Genomic DNA, 18673 nt, shown 5'->3' with positions numbered 1-18673 from the left:
AACCCGCGGGGATGAGTCCGATCTGCCGCCTGCGGCTAAGCACACCGGCTGCTGCTCCCCGCGCACGCGGGGATGAGCCCAACGTCGAGCTGATCCTCAACGTCCTGGAATACCGCTCCCCGCGCACGCGGGGGTGAGCCCCCGCCGCCGGGCTGGCCAGAGCAGTCAGGGGCCGCCCTTCCGTGGCCTGCCGGGGGAGCCTCGTTAGCGGTGGTGTGGGTTATCGGGGGAGTGGGGACCGGTCGGTGGTCGCGCGCTCGAAGGCGATGGGGTGTGGGCTCCTGTTCCTCGCGCGAGGTTGCTTCGGGTCGTGGCCGGTTGCTTCGGCGTCGGCGAGTGCGGTGGCGAGGGCGGGCCATGCGGAGTCGGACAGTACGTGGTCGGCGTGGGCGGGGATGGTCTGGCGGAGCTGTTGGGCGTGCTGGTCAGCGACTCGTTGCGCCGGGTGGCGCTGGGTGAGGGTGGCCAGGGGTGCCGCTGCCGCATGCTCGTAGGCGGCTTGGAGGTGGGTGAGGGTCGCCCGGGTTGCCTGGACTTGCTGGTCGAGGTGACGGTGGGCGTACCAGCGGCGAATGGCGAGGATGGCCAGGATGGCCGCGTCGAGGAACATCGCAAGGCCCGCGCCGTCGCCGACCGGTGGCTGGTGGGCGATGCCCCGGACGGCGGTGCGGAGGGCTCGGGCGTGGTGGTGGTCGGCCTTGATGCGGGAGCGGCTGGCGCGTTCGAAAGCGAGGGCGGCCTGCGTGAGTTGCGGGCGCAGGTCCGGCGGCGCGGTCAGGGGGAGGACGTCGAAGGCTTCGGCCAGGGCTGTGATGTGGGCCTGGGACGCGGGGTCGTCGCGCTGGTCGAGGTGGTGGGGGATGCGTTCGGTGGCCGCGGTGGCCTGGTACCAGGGCTTGGGTTGAGGCCGTGTCGCCGAGATAGGCCGGCTGGCGGTGAGGCGGTCGTGGATTTTGGGGTAGGACAGGTCGGGGGCGAGGGTGGAGCCGGAGAACCAGACGGGTTGGCCGTCGGCGTTGGTGTCGTCGGCGAGCGCGACCTTGTAGCCGCGGATGTCGCCGGAGGGGAAGCGCAGGATCTCCACCTTCATGCCGCTGGCGCCAAGGAGGTGGAAGAACTCGTCGGTGCTGGTGGACGCGGCGACGACGGTGCGCAGTTGTTCGCGGGGGGTGCGGTGGCGGCCAGCGCGGACGGCCTTCTCCGTTTCGGCGCGGGTGGGGCGTTTGGCCGCGGTGCGATCGCCCCGGACGACGACTCGCAGGTTGTAGTCGTGCTCGACGGCTTGGAGTTCGCGGTCGGCGGTCAGGTAGTCGTTCCAGTGTCGGGCGGTGCGCAGGTCGCCGCGGATGGTGGTGGCGGCGATGTGGATGTGGTCGTCGGCGTGGCGGACCGCGACCCAGCGGCAGCCGTCCGGGTCGCCGTCGGGCGCGATGCCGGTGGCCGCGACGAGGCGGCTGGCGATGTCGGCCCACTGGCCGTCGCTGAGCATCGGGTCCTCTGGCGCGGCGCGGACCGAGCACTGCCACACCGGTCGCTCAGGCACGTTCAGGTTCTTGTTCCGGGCTTGGTTCAGGCGTAGCTCCAGGGTGTTGGCGAGGCGCTTCATCGCCGCCTTCGGGTCGGCGTCGCGTCCGGGGTCCGGGGCGAAGCCGTCCCAGGAGGCGACCAGGTGCGGATCGGTGTGGTCCTTGGCGCGGACGGTGTCGTAGAGGTAGCCGAGCAGGCGCCGGATGGTCTTTCCGCGGGTGATCTTCGCGATCAATCAGGCTGCCCTTCCATCGGTGGTGCGGTGCGCGGCGGTCTCGATGTCGGCGATGGCGTCGCGGACGGTCTGCAAGGTCTGTTGGGCCTGGGTGAGGATTGGGATGTCGGAGGGGTAGGGGTCGCCGCCCGCGTTCAGGCGGTGGGCGATCTGGTTGACGTTGCCGCCGATCTTGGCGACCTGGGCGCGTAGCGCCACCAGTTCGTCGATCAGGTCGTCGGTTTCGGTGCGCCGGCCGGGCAACGGTTGGGTTCCTTCGATGAAGGCCATGACGACCGCGCCGACCAGGTGGGCGCCGGCGATCTCCAAGGCGTCCGCCTTGGTTTTGATGGCTTCGCGTTCGGATTGGCTGTAGCGGACGTCGACGCGGTGGGCGCGTTGGACGGTGTCGCGACGGCGACGGCGTGCGGTGCGGCGGACGGCGGCTTCGGCGGCGGCACGCATCGCGCTCGGCGAGACGGCGGGCGGCACATCGGTGGCGGGCGCGGCGACGGCTTCTCCCCCCGGTGCCCCCTGGCGCCGGAGTTCCTCCACCGCCACCCCCGGGGCGGAGGAGTCTGCGCTGGACCGGCCATTGGACGGTCCAGCGCCATACCTTGCTCCGCCGGGGGCAGGGTTGGTCGGTATCTGTTCGGGGCGGGCGGGAGCTTTGTGGTGCGGGTCGTGCACGGGGGGTGTCTCCGTTCGGGGTTGAGCCGGTATCGGGGTGTTGTCGGTGGCGGCGGATACGGTGCGCGGTGTTGGGCCGGACGGAGATCGTGAGGGACTCGCGGCCAGGGGGGGGAAGGTCCCCGGCAGCCGGTCCGGGACTGGATGAGGTATCCATGGCCCCAACCCCCTTTCCGGCCTTCTCCTTCCGTGCGCCCACGGGCGTCTTCCGTGCTGCGGTCCGCGCCTGGTCGCCGGGGCGACCGGATGGGCGGACCTCGGTAGGTGGTCCGCTGGTTTGACCTGCGGGGATTTCCGGTCAGAGGCCGGGTTGCTCGCGGCGCAGGGCGGTCATGATCTGGGTGAGCCGGTCCTCGGCGATGGTGTGGCCAGCGGCGCGGACGCGATTGCGGACCACGGCCCGGGTGGGGTTCTCGTGCGCCGCGAAGACGGGACGGGCCAGGGCAAGGAGGTCGTCGAGTTCGGCGCTGGGCGGGCGGCCGATCCGGCGGACCGACTCGTCGGGTATCGCGGCGGGGTGCTCTTCGGCGCGCGCGTGCTCGACAGGCGACTGGCCGGACGGAGCCTCCTCGGCTTCTGCGTCCTGTGCGGGCGGTTCGTCGGTGGCGGGTGCCGAGTCCGGATGCTGCGCGGTCTCCGTCGGCCGGGGCACTGGTACTTGGGCTGCGGGTGCGTCGTGGCGGGTGATGAGGATGTGGAGGTGGACGGCGCCGGCCAGGGCGAGCGGGGCGAGGGTGGACAGGATGCCGACGGTGGTGTTGCCCAGGTGCAGGCCGGTGGTGCGGGTCTGCTGGTTGAGGCGGATGGCGTGGAGGGCGTTGGCCCAGATGCTGGCGGCCGTAGCGGTGGTGAACAGGGTCCAGACGTAGAGGCGGGCACGGAAGGGCGCGGTGCGCAGGACGAGCAGGGCGCGGATGCCGTAGGCGATGAACCCGTCGACGACGGCGGGGAACAGGTACGTCAGCGCGGGGCGAACGTGGATGGCGATGGCCATCTGCTGCAGGGCGTCGTAGGAGAGCGCACAGCCCGCGCCGCCGAGGACGGTGATGGCGGCGCGGTCCCAGGCGGTGGCCCGGGGCACGGGGACATGGGCGTTCGGGGGCATGCGGGGATCTCCGGCGAAGGGTGGCTTCCGCGCGCGGGCAGGCGTCGGCGGAAGCGTGAACGGGATAGGCGGTCGGACCGTGAATGTCGGCCTGGGCGCGAGGGCCTGTCAGGTCGCGGTGTGCCTTCTGCGGTCGCGGCCGGTGAGGATGACGCGTTCGGTCATCTCGGCGAGGCGGGAGGCGACGCGGTCGCCGACGGCGTCGCGGAGCTCTGCGACGGGCAGGTTGGTGGTGACCAGCGTCGGGAGCATGTGGTTGTAGCGGTGGTTGACCAGGCGGTAGGTCAGTTCTTCGGTCCACTGCGACTGCTTGGCGGCGCCGAGGTCGTCCAGCAGCAGGAGGGGACACCGCGCCAGTGCCAGGAGCTGCCGCTCGGGATCGTGGCCCTGCCGAGGGCGTTGGGCTGCGTAGAGGTCGGCTGCGGTGGTCGCCTCCCAGCGTAGCCGGACACCGGCGGCCAGCAGGCTCCGGATCGCGCCGTACGCCTGATGGGTCTTGCCCGTGCCGGTGGGCCCGGCGATCAGCAGCGACGGGCCCGTGGCGATGCCCGGCGCACCACCCGGTCCCGGCCTGCCCGCGCGGGTGATCGCGGTGACCCAGGCGGTGACGCCTGGGTGGTCGGCGAGAGCAAGGCGGTAGCGCGGAGCGATACGGGCGTCGGCCAGCTTCAGCGCGGTCACTGGCTCCGGCTCGGGGGCCGGGGCATCGGCGCGTGGGTCGATGCCCCGGGCGGTGAGGATCGCGGCGAGACGGCCTGCCGCGCCGCCGGCGGTGCGGGGTTCGCGGGTGACGGTGGTCACAGGTCACCGCCGTAGGCAGCCTCGATGTCGGCGGGGTTCGTCCACGCCTGGTGCGGTGTACGGGGGTTGGCCTGCGACGGCGAGGCGTTCATCGCCTCGTTGACCAGGCTCGGCAGCACGCTCGGACTCAGGCCCTTGACGCGGAGCCGCTCCAGCCCTGCCCGGAGGTGATCCGGCGCGATGCGCTCGGCGAGCAACTGCTGGACCTCGCGGCCGAGGTGCCCGAGGTACTTCTCCGGCGGGCGGTGGGCGCACCCGGCGACATACTCGCCGAGGAGCTGCTTCGCCGAGACCGTGACGGAAGGGACGGGCGCGGGGGCGCTCGCGCCCCCGAAGGAATAGATCCTAGGTCCAGGATCCTAGGTCCTAGATCCGGACGCCGAGGGCTCACCGAGGGCTCACTGAGTCCTCCGTGAGCCCTCGGCGAAGCCTCACCGAATCCGCCCTGACCTGTGGTTTCGCGATTCGGCGAAGGCTCACCGACCTCTCGCGACTCCTCGTCGAGCCCTCCGTGAGGGCTCACTGCGACCTCACGGAGGGCTCCGTGTGTCTGCCGTGAGGACGCGCTACTTCCGGCAGCGTCGTGGTGCGGGCAGGCCGGTGCGCGTACCCCGCTGGGGCGGTTGATCTTCTGATGCTGGTGCCAGGCGACGACGTGGAGGTATCGCTTGCCGTCGTCGCCTTCGTAGCGGCAGACGAGGTCGGCGGCGGCGAGCTGGGTGAGGTCGTCCTCGACACCAAGCGGTCCGTGGTCGGGGCGCAGCGACCACAGCAGGCCGGCGATGACGGCGGGCTGGTCGCGGAACCGGCCGTGGTCGTCGGCCTGGGTGAGCAGGCCGAAGAAGGTCCGCTCGGCCGACAGGGACACCGCGGCGAGAGACTCGGAGGTGAAGGCCTCGGGCTTGATGGTGCGTATGCGGGCCACCGCTCACCACCCCGCCGTCGGGACGCTGCGGGGCAACGGGGGTGCGGTGCGGGTGGTCGGGGTCGTACTGTTGGGCACAGAGCTCCTTTGTCAGTGGGCCATGCGGGGTGGCAGCCCCGGCGTGCTGGCAGACCGTTCAGGGATGGGCGGACGGGGTTTCTGCTTCGGCCTCCGGCGTTCTCAGCGCCGGGGGCCTTTCTCGTTATGGACGGTGGGAACGACAGTTAAACCACACCCCGGTTGGACAGTCCATACATAGCTCTGCTTTTCGAGAGAAGTCAGCGGGGAAATCCTTGCGGCGTATGGGCCCGCACCGTAGCCGTAGATCACGGATCGTCCAAACCAGGGGTCCGGGCAGGTCAACACCCTGCCCTGGGATCCGGGTTGTCCGCTCTGGGTGGATTCAGGGCGCGTCCGGGATTCGGTGCTACCGTCCGGCCTGCGACTCACTCCCGCATTTACGCAGCCGCGTTGTACACCCGAAAATGCCGTTTCCCAAAACGCGTTTCCCGAGGTACAACATGACGTCCCTCCAAAAGCCCTCCGCGGCTTACGCCCATCCCTGAACCACCGGCCGGCACCACCGGGGCTGCCACCCCTCGTCGGCCGGAGAAGGAGCCCTGCTTTGCGCCCACCTGCTCCATCCCCGCACGACCTCTTCGCTGCTCCGCGCGGCGCGGAGGTGGTCGCCCGTGCCTGAACGCCTGCTGAAGATCGCCGAGGCCGCGGAACGCCTCGGAACGGGCGAGCGCTTCATCCGTCGGCTCATATCCGAGCGGCGGATCGCCTTCGTCAAGGTCGGCCGCCATGTCCGGATCACCGAATCCGTCCTCGATGCCTACGTCACGGCGAACACCGTGAACCCTGTCGCCCCTCGCCGCGCCCGCGCGCACTACCGGAGGGCGGCCTGATGGGAAACGCGAAGGGCGCAAAGCGCCGCTTCGGGTCCATACGGCAGTACCGCTCCGGCCGCTGGACCGCCAGCTACGTCGACCCCACCGGCCTGCGCCGGTTCACCCCCGAGACGTTCGTGACGAAGACCGACGCCGAGGTCTGGCTGTCCCAGATCGAGGCCGACCTCACGCGCGGCGACTGGACGGACCCGGACGCCGGAGCGGTCAACTTCGGGGAGTACGCGCTGCGCTGGGTCGAGGAGCGCGGCCTCGCCACCACCACCGACGAGCTGTACCGCAGGCTGCTGCGCCTGCACCTCCTGCCGGCGTTCGGCCCGTACGACCTGGACGAGATCACGCCCGGCCGGGTCCGCGCCTGGCGGGCCGACCGGCTGGAGGCCACAGGGGCGACCACCGTCGCCAAGTCCTACCGCCTGTTGAAGGCGATCCTGGAAACGGCCACCGACGACGAGCTGATCCGCCGCAACCCGTGCCGGATCAAGGGCGCGGGTAAAGAGGAGGCCGAGGAACGCCCGATCGCCACCGTCGAACAGGTCGACGCGGTAGCCGAGGCCATGGGCCCGCGCTGGCGGCTGATGGTCTACCTCGCCGCGTACGGCAGCCTCCGCCCCGAGGAGCAGGCGGAGTTGCGCCGCCCCGACGTGACGCTGCCCGACGAACCGGAGGAGTCGAAGCGGCGGCGCGACGTGCCGCGCGAGCCCGTGCTGCTCCGGATCACCCGCGCGTCACCGGAACTCACCACCGGCCGCCGGGTCACCGGCGACCCGAAATCGCGCGCCGGAAAGCGCGTCGTCGTCCTCCCCGCATTCCTGACCGTCGACGTACGACGGCACCTCGACTGGTTCGCGGCAAAGGACACAGACGGCCTGCTCTTCGTCGGAGAACGCGGAGCGCCGTTCCGCCGGTCCACCTTCGGCCGTAAATGGCGGAAGGCCCGTACGAAAGTCGGCCTGCCCGACAATTTCCGGTTCTACGACCTCCGGCACACCGGCAACACCCTCGTCACTCAGTCGGGCGGCACCCTGAAGGACGCCATGGTCCGCGCCGGCCAGTCCTCGGAACGCGCTGCCCTCATCTACCAGCACTCCACCCTGGAGCGGCAGAAGGAAGTCGCGGCCGGCCTCGACGAACGGGTCCGCGCCGAGCGCCTCGACGCGGCGGCCGACGACCCATCTGGTGCGGAAGTGGTGCGGCTGGCCTGACGCCGATCTGACCGCCCGCTCGGGGGCCGACGCGATGCCGTGTCGGCCCCCGAACCATGCGCGTTGCGACGCTCCGTGCTGGAACCCGCCGGCCGTACGTTGCGCTCTGCCAGTCGCAATCCAGTCTCTGAACAGCGGCGTTGCGCCTCGGTGCGCGTCGGTGCCACCGCGCGGTCCTCAACCGGGCATGACCGAAGGTGACTTCATCATGTGATGCAGGTCACTTAAAATCCGTCTCAGGATTCGAGAATTGCGCTGCACCAATATTCGATGCGCTATCCAGTACTGCTTGATGGCGCCAATTGACCGCCAGATGTGGTGCGCAAGTGGTGCACGGACCCGGTAATTGGTCTGGACAACAACAAAGCCCCAAGTCCATGACCTGGGGCTTTTCTTTGGAGCGGATGACGGGAATCGAACCCGCGCTCTGAGCTTGGGAAGCTCATGTTCTACCATTAAACTACATCCGCAGAAAACGGGGCCCGGGGGCCCTGCTCCAGGGACACTGTACCGCATCGCGGAGGGTCGGGGAGTGAGGGAAGTGGGGGCGGAGCGCGGGGCTGTGGGGGTAGGTTGAGGGGGCGGTGTGGTGGTCCCGGACGAGCGTCGGAGCATCCCCTAATGTGTGGGTTTGTCGGCCACGCGGAGTTGGGGAAGGGACTTCATGGATCGCACCGTTGTTCGTTGTGCCGAGGGGCACGTGTTCAGCACGGCTTCGTTTCCGATGCAGCACCTGGGGGCTGATCGGCTGGGGCCCGGGCGCCTGTTGAGGTGTCCCAAGTGCGCCCGGCTGCGGCATGCCGTGCCGGTCGCGCAGGCCGAGGGCAAGTAGGCCGGAGGCCGAGCCGGAGTGCCCCGGGCCGCCGGCCGTGGCCCGGGGCGTTAGTCTCGGGGGCGTGCTTCTCTCAGACAAGGACATCCGGACCGAAATCGACAACGGGCGCGTGCGCGTCGACCCGTTCGAACCTGCGATGGTGCAGCCGTCGAGCATCGACGTGCGCCTGGACCGGCTGTTCCGGGTCTTCGAGAACCACCGCTACCCGCACATCGACCCCGCCGTCGAACAGCCGGACCTGACGCGGCTCGTGGAGCCCGACGGCGACGACGCGTTCATCCTGCACCCGGGGGAGTTCGTGCTCGCCTCGACGTACGAGGTCATCACGCTGCCCGACGACATCGCCTCGCGCCTGGAGGGCAAGTCCAGCCTCGGCCGGCTCGGGCTGCTCACCCACTCCACGGCCGGGTTCATCGACCCGGGCTTCTCCGGGCACGTCACGCTGGAGCTGTCCAACGTGGCCACGCTCCCGATCAAGTTGTGGCCCGGCATGAAGATCGGCCAGCTGTGCCTGTTCCGGCTCAGCTCGCCCGCGGAGTTCCCGTACGGCTCGCAGCAGTACGGCTCGCGCTACCAGGGGCAGCGCGGCCCCACGCCGTCCCGCTCGTACCTCAACTTCCACCGCACCCAGGTCTGATCGCCCGGGCCTGCGTTCCGCGGCCGACCGCTCAGGGGTGCATCCGCGCGCCCTTGAGCACCTTGTCGACGGCGTTCCGCGGCCCGTGGACCGCCAGGCCCACCAGGTCGAGGCCCGCCCGCGGGACGGCCCGCACGGCGGCGCGGTTGGCCTCGTCGTGGCCGGTGGCGAACAGGTCCGCGGTGAACAGCGCCCGCGGCAGGGCCCGGGACAGCGTCCGGTCCAGCGCGGCGTTCAGCACTTCCTTGCTGCCCTCGAAGACGAGCACCGGCTGCCGGAACATCGCCAGGTACGCCGTGCCGTCGGCGTCCTCGTACGGTTCCCCGATCACCTCGGGCAGCGCCGTGCCCAGGCCGCTGACCAGGAACGCGGTCGCGTTCAGCTTCTGCCAGGGCGCGAGGTCGTCCCGCAGCAGGACGGCGATCTTGGTGTCGAAGCGGACGGGGGCGGCGGCTGCGGCGGTGTCGCCGGGGGCGGTCTGCTCGCTGGGTGCGGTGTGCTCGGTGGTCATGCCACGAATCTCGCCGGAGCCCCGTACCCCCGTCTTGTACGTTCCTGACCGCCCTGACCGCCCTGACCGCCCTGACCGCCCTGACCGCGCGGCACAGGCTCCGGGCCGCCCGGAACCCGCTCCGGGCGGCCCGGAACCCGCTCCCGGGCCCTCCCGCGGCCCCCTCAGATCAGCGGCAGCTTGAACAGCATGAGCAGCGCGACCAGTTGGAGCGACGACGCCCCGAGTGCCCGGTGCCACGGCAGGTCGTGGGACTTCGACACCATCGACGTCATCAGCGCGCCGCACGCGAACCAGGTGACCCAGCCCAGGAGTTGGACGAACCCGTTGCCGCCGCCGAGGAACAGCGCGAACAGCAGGCGCGGGGTGTCCGTGAGCGTGGTGATCAGCATCGCCAGGCCGATGGTCGGCGCCCACGCGCCGTCGCCGCCCAGCTGGCGGGCCAGCGTGTTGGTGACCGCGCCGAGGGTGATGCCGCACAGCACCACGGCGACGCCGGTCGTCAGCACCCACGGGATGCTGGTGGAGAGCGTGGCGCTGAGGATGTCGCTGCGGGCGGCGTCGAAGCCGAACACGGCGACCAGCCCGTAGAGGAAGGTCACCGTCAGGGCGCTGCCCCACACGGTGTGGTCGCGCATCTGCCAGAAGGTCCGGCCGGGGTGCAGCACGATGCCGCGCAGCAGCTGCTTCCAGTGCAGCCGCGGCCCGACGGGGGGAGCGGCCGACTGGCCGGCCCGGTACGTGCCCACGTTGTCCCAGCCGTCCTGGCCCTGGGCGGGCTGGTACGGGTCGTACCCGCCCTGTCCGCCGTAAGCCTGGCCGTCGCCGTACCCCTGGCCGTCGTACCCCTGCCCGCCGTACGGCCCGTCGCCGTACGCCCCCGCGCCGGCCAGCGGCGTCGGCTCGCCCAGGGTGAACGCCCGGGTGTGGCCGGGGGAGTCGTCGTGGTGGGGGGCCGGTCGGCCGCCTGAGGGGCCGGGGCCGTAGGACCCGGGCTGCCCGGGGTAGCCCTGCTGCTGCCCGGGTTGCGGCGCGCCTCGCCCCTGACCCTGCGGGCGCCCGCCCGGGTGCCCGCCGCGCCTGCCCTGTCGGTTCGAGAATCCAGCCACGCTTCGAACGTACCCGCTGATTCCGGCCCCTGTACGGGTGCCCGCGGGCCCCGGCGCCTTTGCTGCCAACCTGTGACACGTGTGCCCCGGGGGCCAAAAGGGAGGGGCGGCACCCCGCGCGGGTCTCCCCGCGGGGGTGCCGCCCCTCCTGGGAGCGTGCCGTCGGCCGGCCGCCGTCACGCGGTTCCCGCGTGCTCCTCCTCCGCGACCGCGCTGCCGCCTCCGGGCGTCTTCACGGAGTCCAGCAGCAGCTGGGCCACGTCGACGACCTGCAGGCTCTCCTTCGCGGTGCCCTCGTTCTTCTTGCCGTTGACGGAGTCGGAGAGCATCACGAGGCAGAACGGGCAGGCGGTGGAGACGATGTCCGGGTTGAGGGACAGGGCCTCGTCGACGCGCTCGTTGTTGATGCGCTTGCCGATCCGCTCCTCCATCCACATCCGGGCGCCGCCGGCGCCGCAGCAGAAGCCGCGCTCCTTGTGGCGGTGCATCTCCTCGTTCCGCAGGCCCGGCACCTTGGCGATGATCTCGCGCGGCGGCGTGTAGACCTTGTTGTGGCGGCCCAGGTAGCAGGGGTCGTGGTAGGTGATCAGGCCCTCGACCGGGGTGACCGGGACCAGCCGGCCGTCGTCCACCAGGTGCTGGAGCAGCTGGGTGTGGTGGACGACCTCGTACTCGCCGCCGAGCTGCGGGTACTCGTTGGCGATGGTGTTGAAGCAGTGCGGGCAGGTCGCCACGATCTTCTTCGACGCCTTGGGCTTCCGGTTCGCCGGGTCGACCTTGCCGTCGTCGTCCAGCTCCTCGCCGAACGCCATGTTCAGCATGCCCACGTTCTCCTGGCCGAGCTGCTGGAACAGGAACTCGTTGCCCAGGCGGCGGGCGGAGTCGCCGGTGCAGTTCTCCTCGCCGCCCATGATCGCGAACTTCACGCCCGCGATGTGCAGCAGCTCGGCGAACGCCTTGGTGGTCTTCTTGGCGCGGTCCTCCAGGGAGCCCGCGCAGCCGACCCAGTACAGGTACTCCACCTCGGTGAGGTCCTCGATGTCCTCGCCGACGACCGGCACCTCGAAGTCGACTTCCTTGACCCAGGCGAGCCGCTGCTTCTTGGGCAGCCCCCACGGGTTGCCCTTCTTCTCCAGGTTCTTCAGCATCGTCCCGGCCTCGGACGGGAACGCGCTCTCGATCATCACCTGGTAGCGGCGCATGTCGACGATGTGGTCGACGTGCTCGATGTCCACCGGGCACTGCTCGACGCAGGCGCCGCAGGTGGTGCAGGACCACAGGACGTCCGGGTCGATGACGCCGTTCTCCTCGGCGGTGCCGATCAGCGGGCGCTCGGCCTCGGCGAGCGCGGCGGCCGGCACGGCGGCGAGTTGCTCCTCGGTGCCCTTCTCCTCGCCCTCGGCGTCCTTGCCGCCGCCGGCCAGCAGGTAGGGGGCCTTGGCGTGCGCGTGGTCGCGCAGCGACATGATCAGCAGCTTGGGGGAGAGCGGCTTGCCGGTGTTCCAGGCCGGGCACTGCGACTGGCAGCGGCCGCACTCGGTGCAGGTGGAGAAGTCGAGGATGCCCTTCCAGGAGAAGTGCTCGACCTGGGAGACGCCGAACTGGTCGTCCTCTCCCGGGTCCTCGAAGTCGATGGGGACGCCGGCGCTGGTCATCGGCTGGAGGGCGCCGAGCGCGACCTCGCCGGTGGCGTTGCGCTTGAACCAGATGTTGGGGAACGCCAGGAAGCGGTGCCAGGCGACGCTCATCGTGGTGTTCAGGCCGAGCACGATCGCCCAGATCATGGTGACGCTGAGCTTGATCATCGCGGTGAGGTACACGACGTTCTGCAGGGTGCCGGTGCTCAGGCCCCGGAAGGCGGCGACGAGCGGGTACGTGACGAAGTAGCCGGCCTCGTAGTGGTCGACGCCGTGCAGCGCGCCCTCCAGGCCGCGCAGCATCATGATCGCGATGCCGATGACCAGGACCACGTACTCGACGAAGTACGCCTGCCAGGACGTGGAGCCGGCGAACCGGGACTTGCGGCCGGCCCGGGAGGGCAGGTTGAGCAGCCGGATCACGATCAGGGTGAGGATGCCGAGCGTGGTGAACGCGCCGATGAACTCGATGTAGACCTCGTACGGCAGCCACGTCCCGATGACCGGCAGGATCCAGTCCGCCTTGAACAGCTGGCCGTAGGCGTTGACGATCGTCAGCACCAGGGTGAAGAAGCCGACCGCCACGAACCAGTGGGCGACGCCGACGATGCCCCACTTGTTCATCCGGGTGTGCAGGGCGAACTCGCGGGCCAGCGTCAGGGTGCGCTCGCGCGGGTCGTTCGTGCGGGTGCCCTCGGGCACCGGCTGGCCGATCCGGACGTTCCGGTAGATCTGCCGGACGGCGAGGCTGATGAGCGCGACGCCGACCGCGGTGAGGACCAGCGACACGATGATCGCGGCGAGTTGCATGGAGGGCTCCTCGGGCCTGCGCGACGGGGACGGACGGGATCGGACGGGGCTGACCGGGATGCTGGGCCGGCCGCCGAGCCGAACGCTGTGCGAAGCGTACTAAGCGGTAACTTACTCCGGTCTCGGCTGAGGTTACCCGGGATTCCCGGCCCCATAAAGCCGCACTGCTGGTGATCTGTGTCGCGCGCGGCACCGGCCGCCCGCCCCGGCGTGCGCCGGGCCGGAGGCTGCGCCGCCGGCACGCGATTGAAGGTGCTCTCATCGTGACAAACATGGAGGCAGCGGACAACGGTCCGCGAGCGTCGCGGGAGGTGACCGGAGGATGCGCGCGGTGCTGCGCTGGGTGGCGATCGGCGCCGGGCTCGTGCTGGTCGTCGCGGCCGGGCTGGGCTGGGCCGCGTACCGCAAGTTCAGCGGCAACATCAGGACGGACCGTGCCGCCGAACAGGTGCTCAACCGGTATGCGGCCGAGCGCCCGCGGTCCCTGGTGCCGCAGGCCCGCAACATCCTGGTGATGGGGGCGGACGGGGGCGGCGGCGCCGACGTGCGGGGCGACTCCGCCCTCCTCCTGCACCTGTCGGCCGACCGGCACCGCGCCACGGCCATCGGGGTGCCCCGCGACCTGCGGGTGAGCGTCCCGGACTGCGCGCCGCACGGCGGCGCACGCCCGGCGCCCGGCGCGGCGGACGAGACCATCGCGGCGGCCTTCCGCGGCGGGGGCGCCGCCTGCACGATCCGCGCCTTCGAGCGGCTGAGCGGCATCCGGGTGGACCACCACCTGGTGGTGGACGTGGACGGCTTCGCGCGGATCTCCTCGGCGGCCGGCGGGCCGGCCGCCGACCGCAGCGCGGAACTGCTGAGGGCGCTGGCCGCGGAGGCGCGCGGCGGGGCGGGGACGCTCGTCCACCCGGCGAAGCTGTACGGCTTCCTCAACGGCGCCACCTCCTCGATCACCGCGGACCCCGGCCTCAGCTCGCTGCCCGCGCTGTACGAGCTGGCCGGCAGCCTGCGCGGCCTGCCGGAGCACGGCCTGGTGGTGTGCTCGCTGCCGGTCGGCGGGCGGGGTGTGGTGCAGGAGCCGGAGGCGGGCCGGCTGTTCGCCCAGGTGCGCGAGGACCGGCCGGTGGGCGGCACGGTCCGGCCGGGGGGCGGCGCGGATCGGCAGCCGCGGAAGTCGGACCGCGCGTCCTGAAACATCCGGAACGTCCCCTTCGTTGGGTGGGGAGGAGGCTCATGAGGGCTCAGGCGCTCTCACGCTCGGGGCCTGCGCGGGTGCCGGAAGGCAAGGTGCGCAGCCATCACGCGGCAAAGTTGAGTCGACTCGACTCACCTCTGTTGACAGCGAATCTCCCATGAGGCACTCTTGAGCCAGTTCCACTCAAGTCAGCTGGAGGATTAACCATGGCACGTGCGGTCGGCATCGACCTGGGCACGACTAACTCCGTCGTCAGCGTTCTGGAAGGCGGCGAGCCCACCGTCATCACCAACGCAGAGGGCGCCAGGACCACGCCGTCCGTCGTCGCCTTCGCGAAGAACGGTGAGGTGCTGGTCGGCGAGGTCGCCAAGCGCCAGGCCGTCACCAACGTCGACAGGACCATCCGGTCGGTCAAGCGCCACATGGGCACCGACTGGAAGATCAACCTCGACGGCAAGGACTTCAACCCGCAGCAGATCTCCGCGTTCATCCTGCAGAAGCTGAAGCGGGACGCCGAGTCGTACCTGGGCGAGAAGGTCACCGACGCGGTGATCACCGTCCCCGCGTACTTCAACGACTCCGAGCGGCAGGCCACCAAGGAGGCCGGCGAGATCGCCGGTCTGAACGTGCTGCGCATCGTCAACGAGCCGACCGCGGCCGCGCTGGCCTACGGCCTGGACAAGGACGACCAGACGATCCTCGTCTTCGACCTCGGCGGCGGCACCTTCGACGTGTCCCTGCTGGAGATCGGCGACGGCGTGGTGGAGGTCAAGGCCACCAACGGCGACAACCACCTCGGTGGTGACGACTGGGACCAGCGCGTCGTCGACTACCTGGTGAAGCAGTTCCAGTCCGGCCACGGCGTGGACCTGGGCAAGGACAAGATGGCCCTGCAGCGTCTGCGCGAGGCCGCCGAGAAGGCGAAGATCGAGCTGTCCTCGTCCACCGAGACCTCGATCAACCTGCCCTACATCACCGCCTCCGCCGAGGGCCCGCTGCACCTGGACGAGCGCCTCACCCGCGCCCAGTTCCAGCAGCTGACCACGGACCTGCTGGAGCGCTGCAAGACCCCGTTCCACAACGTCATCAAGGACGCCGGCATCCAGCTGTCCGAGATCGACCACGTGGTCCTGGTCGGCGGCTCCACCCGCATGCCCGCCGTCGCGGAGCTCGTCCGCGAGCTGACCGGCGGCAAGGAGGCCAACAAGGGCGTCAACCCGGACGAGGTCGTCGCCATCGGCGCGTCCCTGCAGGCCGGTGTGCTCAAGGGCGAGGTCAAGGACGTCCTGCTGCTCGACGTCACCCCGCTGTCCCTCGGTATCGAGACCAAGGGCGGCATCATGACCAAGCTGATCGAGCGCAACACCACGATCCCGACCAAGCGCTCGGAGATCTTCACCACGGCCGAGGACAACCAGCCGTCGGTGCAGATCCAGGTCTACCAGGGCGAGCGTGAGATCGCGGCGTACAACAAGAAGCTCGGCATGTTCGAGCTGACCGGTCTGCCGCCGGCCCCCCGCGGGATGCCCCAGATCGAGGTCGCCTTCGACATCGACGCCAACGGCATCATGCACGTGACCGCCAAGGACCTGGGCACGGGCAAGGAGCAGAAGATGACCGTCACGGGCGGCTCCTCGCTGCCCAAGGACGAGGTCGACCGCATGCGCCAGGAGGCCGAGCAGTACGCGGAGGAGGACCACCGCCGCCGCGAGTCCGCCGAGACCCGCAACCAGGGCGAGCAGCTCGTCTACCAGACCGAGAAGTTCATCGCGGACAACCAGGACAAGCTCCCGGAGGACGTGAAGAGCGAGGTCGAGTCGGCGATCGCGGAGCTCAAGGAGAAGCTGAAGAACGAGTCCACGGACGACGGCAACACCGCCGCCATCCGCGAGGCCACCGAGAAGGTCGCGGCCACCAGCCAGAAGCTGGGCCAGGCGCTGTACGCCAACGCCCAGGCCGACGGCGGCGCCGCCACCGCGAGCGCCGGCGCCCCCGGTGCCGAGCAGCCGGCCGCCGACGACGACGTCGTCGACGCCGAGATCGTGGACGACGAGAACGGCAAGAGGGATGGTGCCGCGTGACGGAGGAGCCGAAGGGCTTCGAGGAGCCCGAGGTCCCCTCTGAGGCCACCGGGCAGCCGGACGGCGAAGGCGTCAAGGACACCGGTCCCGCCGGCGAGGCGGGCACCGATGCCAAGGGCGGCGCCGGGCAGACCGGAGCGGCCAAGGAGCTGACGGCCGTCAGGGCGCAGCTGGACCAGGTGCGGACCGCGCTCAACGAGCGCACCGCGGACCTGCAGCGCCTCCAGGCCGAGTACCAGAACTACCGTCGCCGGGTGGAGCGCGACCGCGTCGCCGTCAAGGAGATCGCGATCGCCAACCTCCTCACCGAGCTGCTCCCGGTCCTGGACGACATCGGCCGGGCGCGTGAGCACGGCGAGCTCGTCGGCGGGTTCAAGTCGGTGGCGGAGTCGCTGGAGACGGTCGCGGCGAAGCTGGGGCTGCAGCAGTTCGGCAAGGAGGGCGAGCCCTTCGACCCGCTGGTGCACGAGGCCCTGATGCACAGTTACTCGCCGGATGTCACGCAGACCACATGCGTGCAGATCCTTCAGCCCGGGTACCGCATCGGTGAGCGCAACCTGCGTCCGGCGCGGGTCGCGGTCGCCGAGCCGCAGCCCGGCAGCCAGGCGAAGGAGGACGCGGACGACCAGGCGTCGGACGAGGACAACGGTGGCCCGGACCAGGGCTGACGCACATGGGCCGGGGCTGGCACAGCCCCGGCCCGGCAGCGGTGACGGAGAGGAGGGACGTCGCGGATGAGCATCAGTAGGGACCTGTTGGAGAAGGACCTGTACAAGGTCCTCGGCGTCCCGAAGGACGCCACCGACGCCGAGATCAAGAAGGCGTACCGCAAGCTCGCGCGCGAGTTCCACCCGGACGCCAACAAGGGCGACGCCAAGGCCGAGGAGCGCTTCAAGGAGATCTCCGAGGCCAACGACGTGCTCTCGGACGCCAAGCGGCGCAAGGAGTACGACGAGGGCCGCGCCCTGTTCGGCAACGGCGGCTTCCGCCCGGGGCCGGGCGCGGGCGGCACCGGCGGCTTCAACTTCGACCTGGGCGACCTCTTCGGCGGCGCCCAGGGCGGCGGCACCACCACCACGGGCCAGGGCGGCGGCTTCGGCGGCGGCCTCGGCGACGTGTTCGGCGGGCTGTTCAACCGCGGCACCGGCACCCGCGTGCAGCCGCGCCGCGGCCAGGACATCGAGTCCGAGGTGACGCTCAGCTTCACCGAGGCGGTCGACGGGGCCACGGTCCCGCTGCGGATGTCCAGTTCGGCCGCGTGCAAGGCGTGCTCGGGCACCGGCGACAAGAACGGCACCCCCCGGGTGTGCCCGACCTGCGTCGGCACCGGGCAGGTCTCGCGCGGCGGTGGCGGCGGCTTCTCGCTCACCGACCCCTGCGTGGACTGCAAGGGCCGCGGCCTGATCGCGGAGAACCCCTGCGAGGTCTGCCACGGCAGCGGGCGGGCCAAGAGCTCGCGCACCATGCAGGTCCGCATCCCCGCCGGTGTCACCGACGGGCAGCGGATCCGGCTGCGCGGCAAGGGCGCCCCGGGCGAGCGCGGAGGCCCGGCCGGCGACCTGTACGTGGTCGTCCACGTGGGCCGGCACCCGGTGTTCGGCCGCAAGGACGCCAACCTGACGGTGAACGTCCCGGTCAGCTTCGTGGAGGCCGCCCTGGGCGGCGAGATCAAGGTGCCCACCCTCGGCGGGCCCCCGGTCACCCTGAAGCTGCCGGCCGGCACTCCCAACGGCCGGACGCTCCGGGCCCGCGGCAAGGGCGCGGTGCGCAAGGACGGTTCGCGGGGCGACCTGCTGGTCACCATCGAGGTGGCGGTGCCGGACCGGACCGAGGGAAAGGCGCTCGACGCCCTGGAGTCGTACCGGGAGGCGACCGCGGGAGTCGACCCGCGCGCCGAACTGTTCAAGGCCGCAAAGGGAGCGTGACGGTATGAGCATGGACGGCGGCATCGGCGGCGGGCCCGGACGCGGTGCGCGTTCCGGGTCCCGCAACCCCTACCAGCTGACCGAGGAGTCCCCGGTCTACGTGATCTCGGTGGCGGCCGAGCTGTCCGGGCTGCACCCGCAGACCCTGCGGCAGTACGACCGCCTCGGCCTGGTCTCCCCGGACCGCACGGCCGGGCGCGGGCGCCGCTACTCGGCCCGCGACATCGAGCAGCTGCGCGAGGTGCAGCGGCTGTCGCAGGACCAGGGCATCAACCTCGCCGGCATCAAGCGGATCATCGAGCTGGAGAACCAGGTCGCGGCCCTGCAGTCCCGGGTCGCCGAACTGACCGCCGCCGTCGAGGGCGCAGCCGCCGTCATCCAGCAGCGCGAGGCGGCGGTGCACGCCTCGTACCGCCGCGACCTGGTCCCGTACCAGGACGTCCAGCACACCAGCGCGCTCGTGGTCTGGCGGCCCAAGCGCGACGGCTGACACGCCGCGCGCACCGCACGGCACACGGCGGACGGCCCGCCACCCGGACAGGGTGGCGGGCCGTC

15 protein-coding genes, 1 tRNA gene and 1 pseudogene are annotated in these 18673 nt (G+C 71.0%); 8 read left to right on the top strand and 9 right to left on the bottom strand.

The window, feature by feature from the left end:
* Nucleotides 1-220 precede the first annotated feature (220 nt).
* The 5 genes and pseudogenes from ACH4TG_RS34660 to ACH4TG_RS34640 form a co-directional block, all read right to left on the bottom strand.
* Nucleotides 221-1762, bottom strand: coding sequence for a relaxase/mobilization nuclease domain-containing protein (locus tag ACH4TG_RS34660; protein ID WP_398246626.1), 1542 nt, complete (start codon nucleotides 1760-1762; stop codon nucleotides 221-223).
* The gene (mobC, locus tag ACH4TG_RS34655) at nucleotides 1763-2302 is read right to left on the bottom strand and encodes a plasmid mobilization relaxosome protein MobC (RefSeq protein WP_398246625.1); all 540 of its coding nucleotides are present in this window, start codon (nucleotides 2300-2302) and stop codon (nucleotides 1763-1765) included.
* Nucleotides 2303-2729: 427 nt separating this feature from the next.
* Entirely contained in the window at nucleotides 2730-3536 is an 807-nt protein-coding gene (locus ACH4TG_RS34650) for a DUF2637 domain-containing protein (protein WP_398246624.1), read from the bottom strand.
* 108 nt (nucleotides 3537-3644) lie between these two features.
* Nucleotides 3645-4337, bottom strand: a complete 693-nt coding sequence (locus tag ACH4TG_RS34645; protein WP_398246623.1) for an ATP-binding protein — start codon at nucleotides 4335-4337, stop codon at nucleotides 3645-3647.
* Nucleotides 4334-5262 (bottom strand): annotated as a pseudogene (locus ACH4TG_RS34640) (hypothetical protein). The gene ACH4TG_RS34645 and the pseudogene ACH4TG_RS34640 overlap by 4 nt, the downstream one beginning before the upstream one ends.
* 692 nt (nucleotides 5263-5954) lie before the next feature.
* Between ACH4TG_RS34640 and ACH4TG_RS34635 the strand changes: the two are divergent.
* Together ACH4TG_RS34635 and ACH4TG_RS34630 are read left to right on the top strand one after the other, a co-directional pair.
* Nucleotides 5955-6173 carry an excisionase family DNA-binding protein gene (locus ACH4TG_RS34635; protein ID WP_398246622.1) on the top strand — a complete coding sequence of 73 codons (219 nt, stop codon included), beginning with the start codon at nucleotides 5955-5957 and terminating at the stop codon, nucleotides 6171-6173.
* Nucleotides 6173-7378 carry a tyrosine-type recombinase/integrase gene (locus ACH4TG_RS34630; protein WP_398246621.1) on the top strand — a complete coding sequence of 402 codons (1206 nt, stop codon included), beginning with the start codon at nucleotides 6173-6175 and terminating at the stop codon, nucleotides 7376-7378. The genes ACH4TG_RS34635 and ACH4TG_RS34630 overlap by 1 nt, the downstream gene beginning before the upstream one ends.
* A 396-nt stretch (nucleotides 7379-7774) precedes the next feature.
* Here ACH4TG_RS34630 and ACH4TG_RS34625 read toward each other — a convergent pair.
* Nucleotides 7775-7848 (bottom strand) — tRNA-Gly (locus ACH4TG_RS34625).
* Nucleotides 7849-8274: 426 nt separating this feature from the next.
* On the opposite strand from ACH4TG_RS34625, the gene dcd reads away from it, so the two are divergent.
* On the top strand, nucleotides 8275-8850 hold the full coding sequence (gene dcd, locus ACH4TG_RS34620; RefSeq protein WP_398246620.1) for a dCTP deaminase: 576 nt from the start codon (nucleotides 8275-8277) through the stop codon (nucleotides 8848-8850).
* Nucleotides 8851-8881: 31 nt separating this feature from the next.
* Here dcd and ACH4TG_RS34615 read toward each other — a convergent pair whose 3' ends face one another.
* The 3 genes from ACH4TG_RS34615 to ACH4TG_RS34605 form a co-directional block, all read right to left on the bottom strand.
* On the bottom strand, nucleotides 8882-9361 hold the full coding sequence (locus tag ACH4TG_RS34615) for a DUF2000 family protein (protein ID WP_398246619.1): 480 nt from the start codon (nucleotides 9359-9361) through the stop codon (nucleotides 8882-8884).
* A 164-nt stretch (nucleotides 9362-9525) separates the two neighbouring features.
* Complete coding sequence (locus ACH4TG_RS34610) at nucleotides 9526-10470, bottom strand: Yip1 family protein (RefSeq protein WP_398246618.1); 945 nt, start codon at nucleotides 10468-10470, stop codon at nucleotides 9526-9528.
* Nucleotides 10471-10646: 176 nt separating this feature from the next.
* On the bottom strand, nucleotides 10647-12917 hold the full coding sequence (locus ACH4TG_RS34605) for a (Fe-S)-binding protein (protein ID WP_398246617.1): 2271 nt from the start codon (nucleotides 12915-12917) through the stop codon (nucleotides 10647-10649).
* A 322-nt stretch (nucleotides 12918-13239) separates the two neighbouring features.
* Here ACH4TG_RS34605 and ACH4TG_RS34600 point away from each other — a divergent pair, with 322 nt between their 5' ends.
* From ACH4TG_RS34600 to ACH4TG_RS34580, 5 genes are all read left to right on the top strand, one after another.
* Nucleotides 13240-14109 carry an LCP family protein gene (locus ACH4TG_RS34600; RefSeq protein WP_398246616.1) on the top strand — a complete coding sequence of 290 codons (870 nt, stop codon included), beginning with the start codon at nucleotides 13240-13242 and terminating at the stop codon, nucleotides 14107-14109.
* 209 nt (nucleotides 14110-14318) lie between these two features.
* Nucleotides 14319-16193, top strand: coding sequence for a molecular chaperone DnaK (gene dnaK / locus ACH4TG_RS34595; protein WP_398246615.1), 1875 nt, complete (start codon nucleotides 14319-14321; stop codon nucleotides 16191-16193).
* Nucleotides 16190-16861 carry a nucleotide exchange factor GrpE gene (grpE, locus tag ACH4TG_RS34590; protein ID WP_398246614.1) on the top strand — a complete coding sequence of 224 codons (672 nt, stop codon included), beginning with the start codon at nucleotides 16190-16192 and terminating at the stop codon, nucleotides 16859-16861. Before dnaK ends, grpE begins: the two co-directional genes overlap by 4 nt.
* Nucleotides 16862-16927: 66 nt before the next feature.
* Entirely contained in the window at nucleotides 16928-18118 is a 1191-nt protein-coding gene (dnaJ, locus tag ACH4TG_RS34585; RefSeq protein WP_398246613.1) for a molecular chaperone DnaJ, read from the top strand.
* Nucleotides 18119-18122: 4 nt separating this feature from the next.
* Nucleotides 18123-18608: a heat shock protein transcriptional repressor HspR gene (locus ACH4TG_RS34580; protein ID WP_398246612.1), complete on the top strand. Its 486-nt coding sequence runs from the start codon at nucleotides 18123-18125 to the stop codon at nucleotides 18606-18608.
* Nucleotides 18609-18673: the final 65 nt, after the last annotated feature.

It is taken from the genome of Streptomyces sp. NPDC020917, assembly GCF_044333795.1.
In the GTDB taxonomy this organism is placed as follows: domain Bacteria; phylum Actinomycetota; class Actinomycetes; order Streptomycetales; family Streptomycetaceae; genus Actinacidiphila.
The sequence above is the reverse complement of the archived record's forward strand: the minus strand, read 5'-3'. Positions and strand labels throughout refer to the sequence as shown.